This window comes from Veillonella sp. R32 (assembly GCF_010093125.1).
In the GTDB taxonomy this organism is placed as follows: Bacteria; Bacillota; Negativicutes; order Veillonellales; family Veillonellaceae; genus Veillonella_A.
This window is the reverse complement of the sequence record NZ_NMZQ01000011.1, coordinates 108,179-129,843: the sequence shown is the minus strand read 5'-3', so window position 1 is coordinate 129,843 and position 21,665 is coordinate 108,179. Positions and strand designations below refer to the sequence as shown.

General features: G+C 38.0%; 18 protein-coding genes. 14 read left to right on the top strand and 4 right to left on the bottom strand.

The genetic code is table 11. The features are described 5' to 3' along the window. Window positions 1-193 precede the first annotated feature (193 nt). Complete coding sequence (locus VER_RS03455; RefSeq protein WP_162099481.1) at window positions 194-1,204, bottom strand: LacI family DNA-binding transcriptional regulator; 1,011 nt, start codon at window positions 1,202-1,204, stop codon at window positions 194-196. 404 nt (window positions 1,205-1,608) lie between these two features. Here VER_RS03455 and nifJ point away from each other — a divergent pair, with 404 nt between their 5' ends. From nifJ to VER_RS03410, 9 genes are all read left to right on the top strand, one after another. Further along, entirely contained in the window at window positions 1,609-5,136 is a 3,528-nt protein-coding gene (nifJ, locus tag VER_RS03450; protein WP_162099480.1) for a pyruvate:ferredoxin (flavodoxin) oxidoreductase, read from the top strand. 10 nt (window positions 5,137-5,146) lie between these two features. Then, complete coding sequence (locus tag VER_RS03445) at window positions 5,147-6,295, top strand: aconitase family protein (protein ID WP_162099479.1); 1,149 nt, start codon at window positions 5,147-5,149, stop codon at window positions 6,293-6,295. A gap of 10 nt (window positions 6,296-6,305) precedes the next feature. Next, window positions 6,306-6,806 carry a 3-isopropylmalate dehydratase gene (locus VER_RS03440; protein WP_162099478.1) on the top strand — a complete coding sequence of 167 codons (501 nt, stop codon included), beginning with the start codon at window positions 6,306-6,308 and terminating at the stop codon, window positions 6,804-6,806. Window positions 6,807-6,811: 5 nt separating this feature from the next. After that, window positions 6,812-8,074: an aconitase/3-isopropylmalate dehydratase large subunit family protein gene (locus VER_RS03435; RefSeq protein WP_162099477.1), complete on the top strand. Its 1,263-nt coding sequence runs from the start codon at window positions 6,812-6,814 to the stop codon at window positions 8,072-8,074. 11 nt (window positions 8,075-8,085) lie between these two features. Continuing rightward, the gene (locus VER_RS03430; RefSeq protein WP_162099476.1) at window positions 8,086-8,991 is read left to right on the top strand and encodes a phosphate acyltransferase; all 906 of its coding nucleotides are present in this window, start codon (window positions 8,086-8,088) and stop codon (window positions 8,989-8,991) included. Between the two features lie 72 nt (window positions 8,992-9,063). Next, window positions 9,064-10,314: an SLC13 family permease gene (locus VER_RS03425; protein WP_162099475.1), complete on the top strand. Its 1,251-nt coding sequence runs from the start codon at window positions 9,064-9,066 to the stop codon at window positions 10,312-10,314. 82 nt (window positions 10,315-10,396) lie between these two features. Then, window positions 10,397-11,521: a butyrate kinase gene (buk, locus tag VER_RS03420; RefSeq protein WP_162099474.1), complete on the top strand. Its 1,125-nt coding sequence runs from the start codon at window positions 10,397-10,399 to the stop codon at window positions 11,519-11,521. 258 nt (window positions 11,522-11,779) lie between these two features. After that, on the top strand, window positions 11,780-12,172 hold the full coding sequence (locus VER_RS03415; RefSeq protein ID WP_162099473.1) for a hypothetical protein: 393 nt from the start codon (window positions 11,780-11,782) through the stop codon (window positions 12,170-12,172). 3 nt (window positions 12,173-12,175) lie between these two features. Continuing rightward, entirely contained in the window at window positions 12,176-13,132 is a 957-nt protein-coding gene (locus tag VER_RS03410) for an AEC family transporter (RefSeq protein WP_162099472.1), read from the top strand. Between the two features lie 167 nt (window positions 13,133-13,299). Here VER_RS03410 and VER_RS03405 read toward each other — a convergent pair whose 3' ends face one another. The 3 genes from VER_RS03405 to VER_RS03395 form a co-directional block, all read right to left on the bottom strand. After that, on the bottom strand, window positions 13,300-14,550 hold the full coding sequence (locus tag VER_RS03405) for a sodium/glutamate symporter (RefSeq protein WP_162099471.1): 1,251 nt from the start codon (window positions 14,548-14,550) through the stop codon (window positions 13,300-13,302). 507 nt (window positions 14,551-15,057) lie between these two features. Beyond that, window positions 15,058-16,296: a M20 family metallo-hydrolase gene (locus tag VER_RS03400; protein ID WP_162099470.1), complete on the bottom strand. Its 1,239-nt coding sequence runs from the start codon at window positions 16,294-16,296 to the stop codon at window positions 15,058-15,060. Window positions 16,297-16,474: 178 nt separating this feature from the next. Beyond that, entirely contained in the window at window positions 16,475-17,359 is an 885-nt protein-coding gene (locus VER_RS03395; protein ID WP_162099469.1) for a PocR ligand-binding domain-containing protein, read from the bottom strand. A gap of 291 nt (window positions 17,360-17,650) precedes the next feature. On the opposite strand from VER_RS03395, the gene VER_RS03390 reads away from it, so the two are divergent. From VER_RS03390 to VER_RS03370, 5 genes are read left to right on the top strand one after another with little or no spacing between them, the layout of a single operon-like run. Further along, the gene (locus tag VER_RS03390; protein WP_162099468.1) at window positions 17,651-17,938 is read left to right on the top strand and encodes a BMC domain-containing protein; all 288 of its coding nucleotides are present in this window, start codon (window positions 17,651-17,653) and stop codon (window positions 17,936-17,938) included. Continuing rightward, entirely contained in the window at window positions 17,938-18,753 is an 816-nt protein-coding gene (gene pduB, locus VER_RS03385; protein WP_162099467.1) for a propanediol utilization microcompartment protein PduB, read from the top strand. The genes VER_RS03390 and pduB overlap by 1 nt, the downstream gene beginning before the upstream one ends. 27 nt (window positions 18,754-18,780) lie before the next feature. Beyond that, window positions 18,781-20,442 carry a propanediol/glycerol family dehydratase large subunit gene (locus VER_RS03380; protein WP_162099466.1) on the top strand — a complete coding sequence of 554 codons (1,662 nt, stop codon included), beginning with the start codon at window positions 18,781-18,783 and terminating at the stop codon, window positions 20,440-20,442. Window positions 20,443-20,454: 12 nt separating this feature from the next. Then, window positions 20,455-21,135 carry a propanediol/glycerol family dehydratase medium subunit gene (locus tag VER_RS03375; RefSeq protein ID WP_162099465.1) on the top strand — a complete coding sequence of 227 codons (681 nt, stop codon included), beginning with the start codon at window positions 20,455-20,457 and terminating at the stop codon, window positions 21,133-21,135. Window positions 21,136-21,145: 10 nt separating this feature from the next. Further along, the gene (locus VER_RS03370; protein ID WP_162099464.1) at window positions 21,146-21,664 is read left to right on the top strand and encodes a diol dehydratase small subunit; all 519 of its coding nucleotides are present in this window, start codon (window positions 21,146-21,148) and stop codon (window positions 21,662-21,664) included. Window position 21,665 lies beyond the last annotated feature (1 nt).

Sequence of the window (21,665 nt, the reverse complement as noted above, 5' to 3'; positions counted from 1 at the left end):
CAAACTTGCTAAAACGATTTACTATAACGTTAATCTAATGATAGTTGTTAATAAAGGCATTGTCAAGTTTTTATATTGAGATAACTATATTAAAATAGCACAAGTCACTCTAATTAGAGTGACTTGTGCTATTTTGGCTATTAGATCCGAAGTAAGCATTAGGTACTAATTTATATAGTGCTAAGAAGTACTTTTAAAAGCTTTCGCGTCGTTTAAGAGTTCCTTTTTTTACTATATGCTTTGGCGTTAATTGTTTGCCTGAAATATGATTATTTAAAGTTTGTAATGCAATTTTAGCAATTTCCATGTTGGGCATTTCTATCGTGGTTATAGATGGGGTGTTAAATTCTGCAAAATCAGGATTTAAGAAGCCCATAGCTATTACTTTGATGTCTTGAGGAACACGAAGTTTTTGTTTTAACAAACTGTGTATTACGCCAATCGCATGCGAGTCTGATTCACATACAATCACTTCTGGGAGAACGGGTAATTTAGTAATATTTTGTACTGAATCGGAGCCACCTTTTATTGAGTTAGCACCGATAAAAATATACTTTTCATCTATTAATAAATTCTGTTTTTTACAAGCTTGCAAGAAGTATTGGTGACGAAGATTACTTGCTAAATATGGGGTAGAGGAGTGGGTTAGTGCTGTTTTTGAGAGATTATTTTCTTTGATTAAATCTATAACACATTGCACATTGTATCTGTCATCTAAATTAATTGTAGAAAAGCGCTTGGAAGGTCTATTAAGTAAAACAATAGGAGTTTGACTATTAATAGTTTCTAGAAATTTAATATCTTTTTCAGAGCATGCACCAATGATAGCGCCGTGATATTGTCCGCGAGTTAGTGCGGTTGTGTACTCGTTTAATTTATTCGCTGTATAAGTTTGAATTACAATTTCGATATTGAGGTTATTTTTTTGTGCCTCTGATTGCATTCCTGTTAAAAAAGATGACAGAAAATGGGAGCGGAAATCTGAAGGCCAGAAGAAAGCAATTGTTTTTCTGTTATTATCTTGTCCACCTCTCAATTTGCGTGCACTTAAGTCTGGTGTATATTGAAGAGCTTTCATAGCTTCATATACTTTCTCACAGGTGGTCTTAGAAATGCGTCGTTCAGAAGCTTTTCCATTTATGATTACAGATACTGTAGTGGGCGAGACACCAGCTAACGTTGCAACATCTTTTATTGTAGCCATTAAATCATCATCTTCTTTCTTGGAAAAACTTATGTCAGTAAAGTTGTAACTTATTTTTACTATTCATTATCTATTAAACCACAAAATAGGGAAAAATGAATAGTTATTCTGTGAAATTTAAGTATGCAAAAATTTTATATGCTAAAACGTTTTACTAGATTTTTACGAAATATCATCAAAATAAGTAAGAGTTTTCCTTAGAAATAAGGGGAAAGTTGATAAGATGAGAAAAAGTTATACATGGTATGTAAAAATGTAGGCGGTTATTGCAACGCGTTGACATATTTTAGTCCAGCCTGTATATTTAACGTGAACAAACGTTAAACTAAAACGATAAACTTAAACAAAAGATTAAGAATGTGTAGTTGTTCCTTGGTTGGATATGTTAGAAAGAAGGAAACGTTATGGAACGAATTAAAAAAACAATGGATGGTAATGAAGCAGCCGCTTATGCTTCTTATGCATTTACTGAAGTAGCAGCAATTTATCCTATTACACCATCTTCGCCAATGGCAGAACATGTAGATTCATGGTCTGCAGCGGGGAAAAAGAATATTTTTGGGCAACCAGTAAAATTAGTAGAAATGCAATCAGAAGCAGGGGCTATTGCAGCAGTTCATGGTGCGGCTGATGGTGGTTCTTTATGTAGTACCTATACAGCATCGCAGGGGCTAATGTTAATGATCCCAACTATGTTTCGTATTGCGGGGCAATTAAAATCTACTGTATTACATGTAGCTTCTCGTAATGTGGCAACCCATGCTATTTCGATTGATGCAGAACAATCAGACGTAATGGCTTGTAGACAAACTGGTTTTGCTATTTTAGCATCTAGTTCTGTACAAGAAGCCATGGATTTAGGGGCTGTAGCTCATTTATCTACAATTAAAGGTCATGTACCATTTATGCATTTCTTTGATGGATTTAGAACATCTCACGAAATCCAAAAAATTGATTGTTTAAAATATGAAGATTTAGCTGAGTTAGTTGATTACGATGAGTTAAATAAGTTTAAAAAGAATGCATTGAATCCTGAATATCCTGTATTGCGCACAACTGGACAATACTCTGATACATATTTCCAGAGCCGTGAGGCTTGTAATGCATATTATGATGCTATTCCTGATATTGTAGCTGATTATATGCGAAAAATTGGCGAATTAACTGGTCGTAATTATAAACCATTTAATTATTATGGAGCTCCTGATGCTGAGCACATTATTATTGGCATGGGTTCTTTATCAGGCACAGCACAAGAAACTGTTGACTATTTAACCAGCCAAGGTGAAAAAGTGGGCTATATAGATGTGCATTTATATCGTCCATTCTCGCCTAAATACTTTTTAGATGTGTTACCTGATACAGTTAAAAGCATTACTGTAGGTGACAGAACTAAAGAACCAGGTGCTATGGGGGAACCATTGTATGAAGATGTATGTTCTTTGATTTTAGAGCATAAACCTAATATTAAAGTATATGCTTGCCGCTATGGTTTAGCAGGTAAAGATATGACACCGCATGAAGTGATTACTATCTTTAAAAACATGAAAAACGAAGAACCTAAAAATCACTACACGATTGGTATTACTGATGATGTAACATTTTTATCAATTCCTGTTGAACGGGATGACAGCTTAACATTGAGTGATGCAATTAGTTGTAAATTCTGGGGATTAGGCTCTGATGGTACAGTGGGGGCTAATAAAAATACAATCAAAATTATTGGCGACCATACGGATATGTATGTACAAGCATATTTTGAATATGATGGGAAAAAATCTGGTGGCTTAACTCGTTCTCACTTAAGATTTGGCAATACGCCTATTCGCTCTACATACTTAGTAAAATCAGCTGATTTTGTAGCTTGTCACAATAAATCATACATTGGTCAGTATGATTTATTAGGGGATGTAAAAAATGGTGGTTCCGTTTTAATTTCTTGTAATTGGAGTCAAGCGGAATTAGAAGAACACTTGCCAATTGACTTTAAAATGCAAGCGGCTAAGAAAAATATTAAGCTATATACCATTGATGCGACTGGTATTGCACAAGAACTTGGCTTAGGTAGTAGAACTAATACAATTCTTCAAGCAGCTTTCTTTAAAATTACAAAAATTTTACCTCAAGATAAAGCTGCACAATATATGAAAGATGCCATTTTAAAATCATATGGACATAAAGGCGAAAATATTATCAATATGAACAATGCTGCCGTAGATAGAGGCTTTGAAGGTGTTGTTGAAGTTGAGGTGCCTAAAGAATGGGCTGATTTAGTTCCTGATAAAGTAACTGAAAATTCTGAAGTACCATTCTTTATTAGTGAAATTCAAGAGCCGGTTAATAAAATGGTTGGTAATGACATTCCAGTTAGCACATTTGTTAATTATGCGGATGGGACTGTTCCACAAGGAACTAGTAAATTTGAAAAACGTGGCATTGCGGTTAATATTCCAATTTGGGATGCTGAAAAATGTGTTCAATGTAATCAGTGTTCATATGTGTGTCCACATGCAGCGATTAGACCATTTTTAGTAGATCCAGATGAGGCCAATGCAGCGCCGGAAACATTTATAACAGCTCCATTAAAAGGAATCAAAGATAATAATAATGTTTATAGAATTCAAGTAGCCGCATTAGATTGTGTAGGCTGTGGTAGCTGTGCTAATGTTTGCCCTGCACCAGGAAAAGCATTAACTATGCAGCCTCTTGATGATAATCGTAAAGAAGCTGGACATTGGGATTATGCGATGACATTAAGTCCTAAAGTAAATCCAATGGGTAAGAATACGGTTAAAGGAAGTCAGTTTGAACAACCTTTATTAGAATTCCCAGGCGCTTGTCCAGGTTGTGGTGAAACTCCGTATGCAAAATTAATTACGCAACTTTTTGGTGATCGTATGTATGTTGCTACAGCAACAGGGTGTTCTCAAGTATGGGCTACTAGCTTCCCATCATTCCCTTATACAACGAATGCATTAGGACATGGACCAGCTGTAGCGGGCTCATTATTTGAAAATAATGCAGAATTTGGCTTAGGTATTTATTTATCAGTAGAGCAGCAAAGAGAAAGATTAAGATCTGAAGTCGAACAATTTGTTAAGACTATCACTGAAAGTCGTTTAAAAGACTTATTAAATACTTGGTTAGAAAAATATGATGATGAACAAGAAACTAAAGTATTAAGTTTGCAGATCGCAGAAGCGTTGGCAGAGTTTGAATGCAAAGATAGTAATGTTGAAAAACTATTTATTAGCATTAAGAACTCTAAAGAACATTTCTCTAAAAAATCTATTTGGTTATTTGGTGGCGATGGTTGGGCTTATGATATTGGTTTCGGCGGTTTAGACCATGTGATTGCTTCAGGTGCTAATGTAAATATTTTAGTATTTGATACAGAAGTTTACTCTAATACAGGTGGACAAGCTTCAAAAGCTACACCAACAGGCGCAGTTGCTGAATTTGCTGCAGCTGGTAAAACGCGTAAAAAGAAAGACTTGGGTATGATGGCTATGAGTTATGGTGATGTATATGTAGCTCAAGTTTCAATGGGAGCTAATCAGAATCAGTTCTTAAAAGCTGTTTTAGAGGCTGAATCGTATAATGGACCATCTTTAATTATATGCTATGCTCCATGCATTAATCATGGTTTAAAATGTGGCATGAATAAAGTTCAAAATGAAATGAAAGATGCTGTAGATACAGGATATTGGCAGTTATACCGTTATGATCCAAGACGTATTGATCTTAATGAAAATCCATTTATCCTTGATTCTAAAGAGCCTAATGGTAAGTTCTTAGAGTTTATTCGTGGAGAAGTTCGATATGCATCGTTGGAAAAGAAATCTCCTGAATTAGCCCAAATCTTATTTGAACGCTCTGAAGCAGAGGCTATGGCACGTTATAACAGATATAAATCATTAGCGAATAAATAGGAGTATCACTATGAGTACAGTGATTGAAAAGTGGTTAGGAAAACCAGCAGGTGAAATCGTAGATGTTACGCCAGATCATATGGTTATTACGGATGGAAGTGGATATAGTTTTACAGAGTCATTTAAAAATAATGTTTCTGAGCCTGAGAAGGTGAAAATTTTTATTGATCATCATGTTCCATCGGGAGATCCAGCATATGCTCGAGTTATGGGGGAGCTTGAAAAATTCTCTGCTCAACATAACATTTCGTATTTACAAGCAAAAGGAATAGCATACCAATATATGCTAAATCATGTTGTTAAATCTGGCGAGATTATTGTTGGGGCAGGGAAACATCAGACAATATATTCTGTTAAGGGTGCTTTAGGCATTAGTGTGCCTGATGAAATATTGCAACAAGCATTAGCAGAATCTAAATTCTCCCTTTTAGTACCTAATACAGTAAAAATTAATTTAGTAGGTGAAAAGCCTAATTTAGTTTCTATATTCGACATCGCCTTATGTTTTGTAAGAGCAGCTCAACAAAGCCAGTTAAAGGGACTGTGTTTTGAATTTTCTGAAGAAATATATGGAAAATTTTCAGAACATGAATTAATAGTTTTTATGAGCTTTATGTCTGAAGCCGGTGCGACTATGACTGTTATTGGGAATAGTGATGCAAACGAATGTAAACAATTTACATTTGATCTTTCTTCTGATGAAAAAGTTGTAGCTTTACCAGAATCTTTTTCTGGTAGAGCTGAAGGCTGTAGATTGTCTCCTTTAGACGGAGTAAAGGGAACTTCAATAGAGGCAGCTTTTGTAGGTGGTTATACTGGTGGACATATAGAAGACTTGAGGTTAGCTGCTGATCTTATGCGTGGTAAGCGTGTTAAGTGGGGTGTTCGACTTAATATAAGTCCAGTTAGCAGTGAGGTATATTTACAGGCTGCAGAAGAAGGCTTATTAGAAACATTTATTGATTTTGGAGCGCAGATTCTTCCACCAGGCGATCACGGAAGAATGTCGCAGGGGCCTGCAGTATTAGGTCATAATGAGGTTGCTATTACGACAGGTGTTTATAATTATAGCAATTGCTTAGGTGGGATTAATACTAAGTTATTTGTAGGCTCTGTGGAAACGGTTGTATCTGCAGCCATTAATGGTTATTTGGATTAGGAGTTTAGCTATGGAATTAACTTTAACTGGCAAGATATGGAAGTTTCCTGATGATGTTGACACCGACACAATTATTCCTGGTAAGAGAGGGACACTTCCTACGATAGAAGAGATGGGCGCGTATTGTTTTGAACATTTGCGACCTGAATTTGCATCGAGTGTTAAGCCTGGAGATATTTTGGTAGGTGGTAAAAACTTTGGATGTGGTTCTTCTCGTGAACAGGCACCAGCTTGTATTGCTGTTCATGGTGTTAAATGCATCATAGCTAAATCGTTTGCTCGTATTTTTTTTAGAAATGCATTTAACTCGGGCATAGTTTTAATTGAATGTGATGGAATTCAAGAGAACTGTGAAGAAGGCGATATAGTTACGGTCGAAGTAAATAAAGCAGTTACTGTAAATGGGAAGTCATATCCTATCAGCCAGATACCTGATAACTTATTAGAAATTGTTAAGGATGGCGGATTATTAGAGCATTGTAAAAAAATTAATAAAAGTAAGGAGGTGTAAATTTTATGGGCTATACAATGGTTGAGAAAATTTTAATGCATAATGCCGGATTGGATACAGTTAAGACAGGTGATATTGTAATTACAAAACCTGATATGTTTATGGTTCATGATATTTATACTCCTTATTTAGTGGATGTACTAAAGAAAATGGGGACTAAAGAATTAGAAAATCCCCATAAATTAACCGTAGTATTTGACCACTGCATGCCGACTGCTGTAGCTAATAATGACTCCATTCATTATCAAGCGGGCATAGAGTTAGCAGAAACTTGGAAATTAGATAAAGAAAAGATTCATATCGGTGAAGGGATTTGCCATACCATTATGCATGAGAAGCGATATGCTTTGCCAGGTACAGTGGTTACAGCAACTGATAGTCACACGACTACTTATGGTGGAGGCGGTTGTTTTTGTAGCGGTATCGGTACAACCGAAATGGCAGCAGCGCTCACAACTGGTGAATTATGGTTTAAAGTACCAGAAGCAATAAAAGTTGTCCTTACAGGAAGCTTTGCTGATGGTTCCTCAGCAAAAGATTTAATTTTACAGATATTAAGTGATATTAAATCTGATGGGGCTCAATATAAATCTATGGAATTTGTAGGACCTGCTATTAAAGAGCTGGGGATGGATGCGCGTTATACTATTGCGAATATGGCATTAGAAGCAGGCGCTAAATGTGCTCTTTTCCCTGTAGATGAGATTACGGCTAAGTATTTTGACATGGAATTAGATGAGATTAGTTGGGTACATCCTGATGAAGATGCTGAATATGAATGCATTCTGGAATATGACTTGAGTAAACTGGAACCACTTATGGCTTGCCCACAAGGTGTAGATAATGTTCATCCGGTGAGTGAAGTTTTGGGTCAGAAGGTACATGAAGTTTATATTGGATCATGTACTAACGGTAGTTTAGATGATTTAGCTGTTGCAGCTAGTTATTTGGAAGGTAAAAAAGTAGCGCCTCATGTACGATTTATTGTAGCCCCAGCTACAAATCATATTTATAAAGAAGCAATAAAAAAAGGCTATATAAAGACGTTTGTTGAATCAGGTGCGATTATTATTCATCCTTGTTGTGGCCTTTGCTGTGGAATGCCTTATGGCCTAATGGCTGATGACGAAATTATTGTTTCTACGGCTAATCGTAACTTTATTGGTCGAATGGGGACTAAAAAGACATTGATATATTTAAGTTCTCCAGCGGTAGCGGCAGTAACTGCTATAAAAGGTCATATATCCTCGCCAGCTAATATGAATTGAGGAGGCATAACATGATAAAAAATTTTGCTGAATTAGAAGCTAAATTAAGTGGTGAAACTGTAAAAAGAAGAATCGCAGTAGTTTGGGCTGCTGAAGAACACACATTAACAGCCGTAAAACATATTGTTGATAAAGGTCTTGTTATCCCTGTCTTGATTGGGAATAAATTAGAAATTGAGAAAGTCGCGCAAAAAGTAGGTTTAGATTCTCAGAAATTTGAACTGATTCCTGCTGATGATGAAGTTAAGGCTTCAGAGTTGGCGGCTCAATTAGCTAAAGATGGTAATGTTGATGGCATTATGAAAGGTGCGCTTGAAACAGGCGTGTTAATGAAGGTTTTAGTTAATAAAGAAAAAGGAATTCGCTCTAAGTCAGTGATGTCTTTGTTAGCTTTTATGGAAAGCCCAAATTATCATAAAATATTTGCTGTTACTGATGTAGGATTATTGACATATCCTACATTAGAGCAAAAACAAGGTGCTCTAGAGAATGCTGTTATTGCTTATCGCGCACTAGGCATTAATAATCCTAAAGTTGCTGTTTTAGCTGCGGTAGAACATGTAAATCCTAAGATGCCTGATTCAGTTGATGCAGGTGAGTTAAAAGAATTAAATAAACAGGGTGTAATTAAAGATTGTATCGTAGAAGGGCCTATATCCTATGATTTAGCAATGGATCCAGAATCAAAAATTATTAAAAAATATGACAGTCCAGTAGCTGGTGATGCGGATATTTTAGTTGTGCCAGATATTGTTTCTGGCAATTTATTGGCAAAATCTTTAACTTGCACTGGCGGGGCTAAAACTTGTGGGATAATTTTAGGTGCGTTGGTACCACTTATTATTACATCACGGGCCGCAACGATTGAAGATAAATATATGGCTATTATTCTATCTGCTTTGATTGGGAAACGATAATATAAATTTGCTATGTATGTCTATTAAGTAACAAATTAATTTTAAGGTATAACTTTAGAGGGAGGTCCCATAATGGATTACTTTGCGTTTTCATCAATTATTGCATTGATTTTAGCGATTATTATAGGCGTTAAGCGATGTGTAAATATTGGGATTATGTCAATGCTATTTGCCTTTTTACTTGGCAAGTTTGTTTATGATATGAATTTAGGGAAGTTGATTGTCACTGGGTGGCCTACAGGTTTATTCGTTATCATGATGTCGGTTATGTTACTTTTTGCATTTGCGACAACGAATGATACAACCAAAATTTTAGCTTCAAAATTAGCTTATAGCTGTAGAAACTATGCAAAACTTTTGCCTTGGGTGTTTATGTTAGCAACAGGTTTACTAACATTCTGTGGGGCAGATCCTACTGTAGCAGCCTTTATGTTACCTATTGCTTTAATGGTAGGTGATAGAGTTGGTTTGAATCCGCTTATTCTAATGGTAATGATTATTGCTGGTGCGGATATTGGTTCGGCAGGGCCATTTAGTGTTATTGGTGTTGTTACATCTGGATTAGCTAAGGAGATTGGTGTAGATAATTACTTTGCAGTTTGGGCAGCTACAGCGACAGCAATGATGATTCATTCCTTACTTGCTTATTTCTTATTAGGTGGTTGGAAAGCTAAAGCTATTGATGGCAATTTAGAATTAGAAAAACCTGAACCGTTTAATACAAAACAAAAAATTACATTAGCTATTATTGCACTAGTATTATGTATGATTTTATTCTTCAAAATCCCAATTGGAGCAGCTATGTTAATTGGTGTAGCTTTTATGTTGCTCTTTAAGGTGTCTGATGAAAAATTAGCTATTAAGAGCGTCAATTGGAATGTATTAATTATGGTTAGTGGTACGAGTATTTTAATTAATGTAATGAATGAAGTGGGCGGCATTAAGATGTTAGCTCAAGGCTTATCTACCATTATGACTCCGTTCACAGCTACCACTATTTTAGCACTCATGGGTGGTTTGATGACGAGTGTATCTAGTGGAACCGGAGTTGTAATGCCGACTTTGATTCCTACAGTTCCTGAAATTGCTAATGCTGTAGGTGGCGGTTTGCAGTATGTAGAATATGTTCAGGCTATTCAATCAGGTGCTATCGGTTCAGTTGTATATAGTCCATTATCACCATTAGGCGCTATTGCATTAGGTGCATTACCAGATCATTACAATACGCGTGAAATTTTTACTAAAATGATTTTTGTAGCTATCATTGCGTTAGTTGTTACTTTAACACTAAATATTTCAGGTGTATTTAGATTTTTTATCTAAAAATTAATGCATAATTTTATATTTATAATTAAATATCCTCTCAGCATTTGTTGAGAGGATATTTTTTTCAAGGGGGATCATTATGACAGCGAAAATATATAAAGTATTTACCATTAATCCTGGTTCGACTTCTACAAAAATTGCTTTATTTCATGGCGATGAAAAAGTATTTGCACAAAATATTGACCATCAAGCCAGCGAATTAAGTCAATTCCATTCAATAAATGATCAATTAGAGTATCGTTATGATGTAATCCGTAAAGTATTGGCAGAAAATAAGGTTGATTTAACAGGTACTGATGCATTTTCCGCTCGTGGCGGTGGTACTTGTAGCGTTGAAGGCGGGGTATATGGCGTTAATGAGCGTTTAATAGAAGATCAACGGAGTGGTCAATATGTTCAACATCCCGCTGCATTAGGAGCTCAATTGGCAGAACTTTTTAAAAAGGAATATGGTGGTATTGCATGTATTGTAAATGCTCCAGATGTAGATGAATTTACGGATATAGCCAGAATTACGGGCATTAAAGGGGTTTATCGTCAAAGTAAAATACATGCTTTAAACCAAAAAGAAATGTGCATACGGCTAGCCAATGATAGGGGGCAAACATATAGTGATTTAAATATTATTGTGGCTCATATTGGTGGCGGTGTCTCAGTAACAGCTCATGAAAAAGGAATCATGGTTGATTCAAATGATATTGCGCATGGAGAAGGGCCTATGGCACCAACTCGTATTGGCTATATTCCAGCTGCGTCTATGTTAAAGCTTTGTGAATCTGAGGTTGATACTGCAGAATTAAAATTATTATTAACTAAGTCTGGTGGATTAGTTAGTCATTTGGGAACCTCTGATGCGCGGGAAGTTGGCAAAATGATTAATGATGGTAGTCGATATGCTAAAATTGTTTATGATGCGTTCATTTATCAGATTGCTAAAGAAATAGGCGCAATGGCGGCTGTTTTAAAAGGAAAGGTAGATGCTATTATTTTAACAGGCGGTATATCTCATGATAAATATGTAGTAGATACATTAAATTCATATATAGGCTATATTGCTGAAATTGCAGTTATGCCTGGTGAGTTTGAAATGGAAGCATTAGCTGCCGGAGCCATTCGCGTTATGTCTGGTAAAGAAGACATAAAGACGTATACAGGGAACCCTGTATGGTCGGCTGAAAAATTTGAGAAGGCTATGGGAATATAAGTAAAAAATAAAAATAGGATTGCTATTAATATCAGATAATTCGTAGATATTATGGCAGTCCTATTTTTATTTCTTAATACAGTATACAATAGCTAGTATACTGGTTTCACTATTGAGACTTGCAAACTATGACTAAGTAGGTATAATGGTAGTTAGACGAATTTCGATAATTCGATAAGATGTGAGTAAATGATGTAAAGAAATGAAATGAGTATAGGCAAGACAATGTATTACATACGCAGAAAGAAGGTTAATTTTATGAAATATATTACTAAAACATTGGCTGTGCTTGGCTTTGTAGGAGCTTTGAGTATGGCCTTTATGAATCCTGTACAGGCGCAAGATTATTGGTATTATGTAGGGGCCGATAGCCATGATAATACTATTTCTATCGATAATAGTAGTGTAGATAAAGACGATAATGTAGCTCAACTTTGGATTCGTGTGGTAAAACCAGGCGGGGATTACTATTTTGAAAAAATGGAGATTAAAAAAGAACAACACACGATTCAAACATTGGATATGAAGTACTATCACAATAATGGCACTTTGTATAATGATAATGAATATACGTATGATAACAAACCCGCAGCTGTGATAGCTGGCAGTATGGGGGAAGCTTTATACAAATTAGTGTGGGGTGCCCAATAATCTATGATACTGCATATCTTTTTGACAACAGTTATGCCAATTTTACTACTGGTACTCATTGGCTATTTTATGGACAAGAAGTTTCACCTAGATTTAGATACGCTTAGTAAAATCAACTTTTATGTGGTCGCACCAGCCTTTTTGTTTACGAATACTTATAGTTACACAGTCACGGCGGAGAGCGCTGAAGTGGTATGGCTGACGGTTATTGGCTTTATCGCTACCTGGTTAGCTAGTTTAGTGTTTGAAAAGGGATTACGTTTGAAAAAAGAAAAGTGTGGTATTTTTAGGAATGCCGTACTTTTTAATAATTGTGGCAATATTGGAGTGCCTTTGATTGTGTTTATTTATTCGAATGATCCTTTTTTACAGAATGGGCAACCGATTTGGCTTCAAGCGGCCATTGCTATTCAAATTGTAGTGTTTGTTTGGCAAAATATAGTGACTAATAGTTTTGGCTTTTATTTTGCTGGACAAGGTAAAATGAGCCGTTATGATGCATTTATGCTTGTTTTTAAAATGCCAATTATTTATGCGGTAGCTGGGGCGTTGCTCTGCAACTTTGGAGCTATTCTCATTAAAGACACGTTCTTTTGGCCTGTTCTTATGAATGTAAGTAATGCGCTCGTGATGGTTGCTTTATTTACTTTAGGTGTTCAATTAGCGAGGACTCCATTTAATTTCTTTAATCGAGAAGTGATATGGGGCAGTGCTGTTCGCTTGATTATAGGCCCTATGGTGGCTTGGGCGACTATAGCTGTTTATGATATGTTGATTGAGCCTGTATCAACGCTTGTTATGCAAGTATTAGTTATTTCAGCGGCCGTCCCTAGTGGGGTTACAACGGCACTAATTGCAGGCGTTTTAAAGACAGAAACTGAATATGCGACTCAGTTAGTAGTGGCGACCACCGTGTTATCAGCTGTTACCTTACCTGTTGTTATAATGTTAGTTAAATAGTATTTGAAAAAGCCCCTACAATGGCACTGTTAGATTATGGTTCGTAAGAACGTTAATCTTGTTAGCGCCGTTGTAGGGGCTTAATTGTTTTTATTCGAGTGATTGAGTTATTTGTGGTTACTTAATGAACCGGTCTGATAAAACCTATGGTATAAGCCTTGAGGTGCTTACCAATTCCCCATCCAAGTAATAATAATGGCATTGACGAAGTCAATAAGGAAAGGACCAACGAGGGATACGATTAACCAAGCTTTTGGCGAAGGACCGTATTTTTCCGCTAAGGATTGCATGTTAGCTAAGCCATTAGCTGTAGCCCCCATAGCAAAACCGATACCACCAACACCGAGCATTACGCCATCGTAGTTTTTGCCGAAGAGTAAGAAGTAGCCAAGCCATGCAAAGAGAATCATTAAAATTGTTTGTGCAATTAGAATAACAATCAATGGAAGGGCTAAGTTAACGAGTTCATATAGTTTCAAGCTATTAATAGCCATAGTAACGTATACGGTAAGGGCTACTTCAGAAACTACGTTAAGACCGCCGCCTTGTACGCGATAGGCGCCAGTGAAGTCGCCAATGTTACGAATCACCGCAGCCACTAGCATAGCACCGATATAAGCTGGTAAAGTAATCAAGGTGTTTAAATAGCCACTAAGGATAGCACCTAAGCCTACGCTAACGAATACGAAAGCAGCGGCTTTTAATACACCGTTTACATCGGTGGTTTCTTCTTCTTCAAGAATAGACATATCAAATACATGTGGTTCTAGTTGAGCCGTTGCAGCTGATTCATTGCCTTCACTAGTTTGTACTTTGTGAGCCCCTGGTGTTTTAATATTGTAGCGTTTGATGAGGAATTCCCCAAATGGTCCGCCCAATACAAGTGCTACGACCATCCCGAATGTAGCGGATGTAATAGCTACGGTGGTGGCTCCTTGGATACTATAGGTACTTTCAAAATAAGGGCCAAAAGCAGCTGATGTACCTAGACCACCCATAAGGGAAACGGCACCGGCTAAGATGCCATAATGTGGATCAATCCCCATAGCACCGGCGATGGACATGCCAAGCAAGTTTTGTAAGAAGCCAAGGACGGAGGAAATTACAAGATAGAGAATAAGGGCTAAACCGCCGTATTTAATCAATTTTAAACTCGCCATCATACCAATGGTAGTAAAGAATACGAGTAAGGCAACGGTGGAGAGCGTATTATCAAAGTCAACTTGTAAAATACCGTTTACGCGTAAACCGGATAGGATAAAGGCTAGTGGTAGACCGCCGATTACAGCTGCTGGTAAGCTAAGTTTCTGGAATAAGGGAACTTTGCCTTTAATCCATACGCCGATGAAATAAGTTACAAATGCGAGTGCGACAGCTTGTGTACTACTAATTTTTAGTGTCAAGATTTCTGCGCCCATAAACAACGCCTCCTTTAAGCAATACGAAAGTCCCATTCTTATGGTTAAAATGGGCGTTTCATAATACCGTTGCGTTGTATTGGATATAGAGTATTAAACCGTGAAGTATGAATACGTTAAGCAAAGCGTATTATGAAACAAAAATATGAGAACTTAGTAAAGTTAGTATCCATTAGAGGGGTACTTTCTTACACGTAATTCTGGAACTGACTTCATTATACTATGTTGTTGCTTAAAAATACAATAGCTTTACGAATATTTTCTATGTATACAAAAATCATGTATACCACTATAGAGTTGTAGATTGTGGTTTTATACTGTCTTTGATATTTTTGGGAAAATAAAAATATATTCTATATCTTGTGTATTCATTGCATTTAAAGTGACTGTTTATACGCATAATTTCAGAAATATTTCATAAAAATAAACATTTTAGAATACATATGTAATTTAAGAAAAGACTGATTGTAGTGCTAGATTAGAAAAAAGTACGGTGAAGCAAATGAATTATGTTAAGGCATCTAAGTATTGTACTAATTCTAAGAGGTATTCGGTGCCGGCCATTAAATCATCGAGGTTAATGGCTTCAGCGGGATTATGACTAATACCTTTAGCACAAGGAATGAAAATCATACCAACTTCTGTATAATCGCCCCAGTTCATCGCATCATGACCTGCGCCACTAGGTAAGGTCATGTAGTTATAATGATGACTTTGAGCAACAGTTTCCATGGCGTTTAACATGGTGGCATGAATCATGAGGGGTTTTTCATTAGCGATGAGGTTAGTTTCAATAGGGATTTGACGAGTGGCACTGATTTCTTTAATGGCTTCTAAAATAGCGTTGGTTGCTTCCTCTTTGGCCGTTTCTGAAATGCTACGAATATCCAGGCCTAAGGAGACTTCGCCAGGAATCACATTCATTACGCCTGGTGTAGCCTCAATTACACCAATAGTAGCCACTACCGGCACTGGGCCAGAGGCCTTGGCGATGCGTTCGGTAGCTAAAATAATATCAGCGGCCGCACAAAGACCATCGTGACGATGGTTCATAGGGGTAGCGCCACTGTGACCAGCGGTGCCATGTACTTGTAATTTATAGCGAGTAGGGGCAGCAATACCTGTGACTATGCCAATTTGATGATTGGTAGCTTCCAATACAAGGCCTTGTTCGATATGGAGTTCCAGAAAGGCTTTTAAAGGCTTAGGGTATGAGCCACTTGGTACGGCTTCGGGGTTAAAGCCTCGTTGTTGTAATACTTCATATAGGCTAAGTCCTTGTTTATCTTTTAATTGATGAAGCCGCTCTTTCGTGAGTTGGCCGCGCATGGCTTGGCTTCCTAAGGTAGCCGAACCAAAGCGACTGGATTCTTCGCACATGAAAAGGGCAATATCGATAGGTGTTTGTAACCGTATATTAGCTTCTTTTAAAGCCGTGACGACTTCGATGGCTGCGACAATCCCGGCGAGACCATCATAATGACCGCCTTGGGGGACGCTATCGGTGTGAGAGCCAAGCATGATGGCGGGTGCCTCTGGTTGTAGACCTTCATAGCGCCCTACTACATTGCCAAAATTATCATAATGTAATGTAAGGCCCAGTTCTTGTAAACAGTTAATGAGATAAGCTCGTCCTTGCCAATCTTGCTCGGTGAAGGCTACGCGATTAATACCAGGTACAGCTGGAATTGTGCTGAGGGCATACATCTGATCTAGGTGTTGTTGTAGTCGGGCTTTGTGTATCATAGGAGCTCCTTTGAGTTTAATAATAAGTATATATGGCAAGATAATGTATATAAAAAAGCAGTATTTAATTCGTAATAGATAATGTCGAACCTAGGGGATGGATTGGTTTGTGTCTAAAGGGCACACCGATGCAGGCCTGTCAAAGGTACGGCGTTAGCGAAATTAAATACTGCTTTTATTATTTATATTTTTTACGATAGGAATGAGGTGTCTCTGAGGTAGCCTCTTTGAATACTTTACAGAAATAACTAGGCCGATTGTAACCTAGATTACGGGCAATCGATTCAATAGAAGAATCAGAGCCACGTAACATGAGTTTAGCTTGATCTAATTTGCGCTCATTAATGTATTGCACTAAGGATAAGCCTACTTCTTGTTTGAAAATCTTCGAGAGATAGGACTCACTTAGGTATACATGATTGGCAATATCCCGCAAGGATGGATTATGGCATAAATTTTTATCAATATAGGTTAAAGCGCGTTTAATTTCTGGGCGGTAATTCGTTTTCATTTGCTGACAACTGCTACAATTGGTGCTTTGTAGTTCAGGTAAATCTAGACTCATATTGAGGATGTCAGGGAAATGATGGCCTGCCATGAGATTTAATACTTTGGTAGCGCTAGTTACTTCCTCCGAGGAGTAGGTTGGCAATTGACGATAGTAACTTTTTAAGGTGCTATCGTTATGCCATTCGCTACGGGCAGAGATTAACGGCATTTGTGAATCCGTTACGATAGTTTGCCCCGCAACGATGTAGCCTAAGAGATGACCGTTGTGAATGATAGGCACGGAAATATCAATTAGGCCTGCATGGCAGCGATAGGCTGATGGACAACGTCCTTTAGAGGCTTCCAGGCCACCATAGGCATCGCAGTAGGCGCAAAGGCGCGACAAGGTTGGATGACTGCGAATATATTTACAAAAATTGCTGAAATTGTATTTACTAGACAGTACGCGGCCTCGTAAATCTACATATACGGCAGCTAAGTCCGTAATGTTGGTGAAATCGCGCATGATTTCATTAATCATGGTTGATTCGGTCTTAAAATTATTGGTTGGCATCGTTGCCACCCCCTTTTTCTGTTGTATGGGCGTACAAAGAAAATAAAAGATTAAGAAGTGGTAATACTTAAAATGATAAAAAATCATGATAGATACAGAACTTACTATAATTTTATGACTCTTAATTATATTAATTATAACAAAAAATTGTTATTTGCAGAATAAAATAATAAAATTTGGCAAAAATGTGTTAAAAAATGGAATACTGTTATTTTGTATACTAAATTTACACAGAACCGCATTCATTGTGGTAAAAAAATAGGATTGCGCCAAAGATAGGAGATGAATTGTATGTCGCAAGAAGCATTAGGCATGGTTGAAACGAAAGGCCTCGTAGGAGCTATCGAAGCAGCTGATGCCATGGTAAAGGCCGCTAATGTAACATTAATTGGCACTGAAAAAATTGGGTCTGGTTTGGTAACAGTTATGGTACGTGGCGATGTTGGTGCTGTTAAAGCCTCTGTAGATGCAGGTGCTGCGGCAGCAGAACGAGTTGGCCAAGTCGTATCTACCCATGTAATTCCACGCCCTCATAGTGAAGTGGAACGCTTACTCTTAAAGGAAAAAGGTGATGCGTAATGAGTAATACGGACAAAATGGTAGACGAAATTCTAAAACGTGTATTAAGCAAAGCTGATACTTTATCAGCAACAGCAGACAAGCAAAGTGAAAGCAAAGGAGCGGAACAAGTTATGGCGAATAGTTGCAGTTTAACAGAATTTATCGGCACAGCTAAATTCGGTGACACAATTGGTTTAGTAATAGCAAATGTTGATCAGCAAGTTCTTGATGCAATGAAATTGACAAAAAAATATCGTTCAATTGGTGTTGTAGGTGCTCGTACTGGTGCAGGTCCACACATTATGGCAGCTGATGAAGCGGTAAAAGCAACCAACACAGAAATCGTAAGTATTGAATTAGCTCGTGACACTAAAGGTGGCGCTGGTCATGGTTCTTTGATTATCTTTGGTGGCGATGATGTTTCTGATGTAAAACGTGCTGTAGAAGTAACACTTAAAGAAGTGGAACGCACATTTGGCGATGTATATGGCAATGAAGCAGGTCATATTGAATTACAATATACAGCTCGTGCTAGTCATGCAATTAACACCGCTTTTGGCGCACCAGAAGGTAAAGCTTTTGGCCTTATCGTAGGCGCTCCTGCTGCTATTGGTGTAGTTATGGCTGATGCTGCTGTGAAAGCTGCTAATGTTGATGTAATTGGCTATGCATCCCCAGCTAATGGCACAAGCTTCTCCAACGAAGTAATTTTACAAATTTCTGGTGATTCTGGTGCTGTTCGTCAAGCCGTTATTACTGCTCGTGAAATCGGTAAAGAATTATTAGGTACCTTAGGTAGCGAACCTAAAAATGATGCCCCTTCTTATATCTAAACCTTATACAGAAAGGAAGCTTGAAATATGAGATCAAAACGTTTTGAAGTATTAAGTCAGCGCCCTGTTAATCAGGATGGATATGTAAAAGAGTGGGTAGAAGAAGGCTTTATAGCTATGGAATCCCCACAAGATCCAAAGCCTAGTATTCGTATTGAAAATGGTAAAATAGTTGAACTTGACGGCAAGCGTCGTGAAGATTTCGACTTAATTGATACATTTATTGCTAACTATGCAATTCGCTTAGAACGAGCTGAAGAAGTTATGGCTATGGATTCTCGTCAAATCGCTAATATGATTTTGACACCAACTGTGCCACGCAGTGAAATTGCTAGTTTAGCTAAATCTATGACACCAGCTAAAATGGTAGAAGTAGTAAGCCATTTCAATGTTGTTGAAATGATGCAATGTATGCAAAAAATGCGTGCTCGTCGCACTATGGCTAACCAAGCTCATGTAACGAATGTAAACGATAATCCTGTACAAATTGCAGCGGATGCGGCTGAAGGGGCTTTCCGTGGTTTTGCAGAAGAAGAAACTACAGTAGCTGTTGCTCGTTATGCACCATTAAATGCTATTAGTATTCTTGTTGGTTCCCAAGCAGGTCGCCCCGGCGTATTGACTCAATGCTCCTTGGAAGAAGCCACTGAATTAGAACTTGGTATGCGTGGTTTCACAGCTTATGCAGAAACTATTTCCGTATATGGTACAGAAGATGTATTTACTGATGGCGATGATACACCATGGTCTAAAGCGTTCTTAGCCTCTGCGTATGCTTCTCGTGGTTTAAAAATGCGTTTCACCTCTGGTACTGGTTCGGAAGTACAGATGGGCCAAGCGGAAGGTAAATCCATGTTATACCTTGAAACACGTTGTCTCTATATTACTAAAGGGGCTGGTGTACAAGGTATCCAAAATGGTTCTGTAAGTTGTATCGGTATTCCAGCAGCTGTACCATCTGGTATTCGTGCGGTTATTGCAGAAAACTTAATTGCTGCTATGCTCGATCTTGAATGTGCTTCTAGTAATGACCAAACATTCAGTCATTCCGACTTACGTCGTACAGCACGTACACTTATGCAGTTCTGCCCTGGTACAGACTTCATTTGCTCTGGTTATAGCTCTACACCAAACTATGACAACATGTTTGCTGGCTCTAACTGGGATGCAGAAGACTATGATGACTGGACAATTATTCAACGTGACCTCAAAGTTAACGGTGGTTTGAAACCAGTGCGTGAAGAAGAAGTGGTAGCAGTTCGTAATAAAGCGGCTCGTGCTCTTCAAGGCTTATTTGCTGAATTAGGGTTGCCAGCTATTACTGATGAAGAAGTAGAAGCAGCTACTTATGCTCATGGTTCTAAAGATATGCCAGAACGTGATAAAGTAGCCGATATTAAAGGGGCTGCTGATATTATGGCTCGTGGTGTAACAGGTATTGACTTTGTTAAAGGTCTTGCTAAACGCGGTTTTAATGATATCGCCCAAAGTGTACTTAATTTGTTAAAACAAAAAATTGCTGGTGACTATTTGCAGACGGCTGCTATTTTTGACGATAAATTCAATGTAAACTCCGCTATTAATAATCCAAATGATTATGCTGGCGTAGGCACTGGTTATCGTTTGGAAGGCGAAGATTGGGAAACCATCAAAAATATTCCAAATGCAATTGATCCACGAGATATATAAGGAGGAATCCACATGGCTGAAGTTAATGAGCAAGTTTTACGTGCACTCATCATGGAAGTGCTTAAAGAAATGGGCACTGCTAGCGAGCCTGTAACATTCTCTGGCTCCTCCGCAGCACCTGCTTCGCGTCCTAAAGAAGAAGATACTGATGATACTTGGATTCAAACAGGTGGTCCGGCTGAATCTCATACAGCCCCTGATGAAGTAGTTATCGCAGTAGGTCCTGCCTTTGGTCGTAGCCAACGGACTACGATTGTAGGGGTACCTCATCGCAATGTAATCCGTCAATTGGTAGCTGGTATTGAAGAAGAAGGTTTAAAAGCACGGGTTGTACGTGTATATCGTTCTTCTGACGTGGCGGCTGTAGCAGTTGAAGGGGATAAATTATCTGGTTCCGGTATTTGTATCGGCATTCAGTCTAAAGGAACGACAGTAATTCACCAACGTGATTTACAGCCCCTTTCCAACTTAGAATTATTCCCACAAGCTCCATTACTTACGGAAGAAGTATATCGCGCCATTGGTAAAAATGCGGCTAAATATGCTAAAGGGGAATCCCCAACACCAGTAGCGACCTTAAATGACCAGATGGCACGGCCTAAATATCAAGCCTTGTCAGCCCTATTACATATTAAAGAAACAAAACGGGTAGTTAAAGGTAAACCGGCTGATGAATGCCGCGTGAGCCTATAAGGAGGCCACTATGAGTACAGAAATGGAATCTATGATTCGTAAGATTTTAGAAGATATGCAAAAAGGAACGCCAGCACCAACTACAGCTAGCACAACGCACACATCTTCCAGTGAACGTGTGGCTACCGTAGCTGACTATCCAATTGCTAAAAAACATCCTGAATGGATTCGCGTAGGCGATAAAGGGCTGGATGATATTACCTTAGATAGTGTTATGAATGGCCAAGTATCTATGGAAGATATGCGTATTAGCCCAGAGATTTTGAAGGCACAAGGTCAAATTGCTAAAGCAGGCGGTCGTGACCAAATCGAATTCAACTTCTCCCGTGCTGCTGAAATGACAAAAGTAGGGGATAAACGCTTACTTGAAATGTACAATGCCCTTCGCCCTTATCGTTCTTCTAAACAAGAATTATTGGCGATGGCTGATGAATTAGAAAGAGAATATGGTGCTGTGATTTGTGCTGATTTCGTTCGTGAAGCAGCTGAAAATTATGAACGCCGTAAAAAATTAAAAGGTGATAACTAAG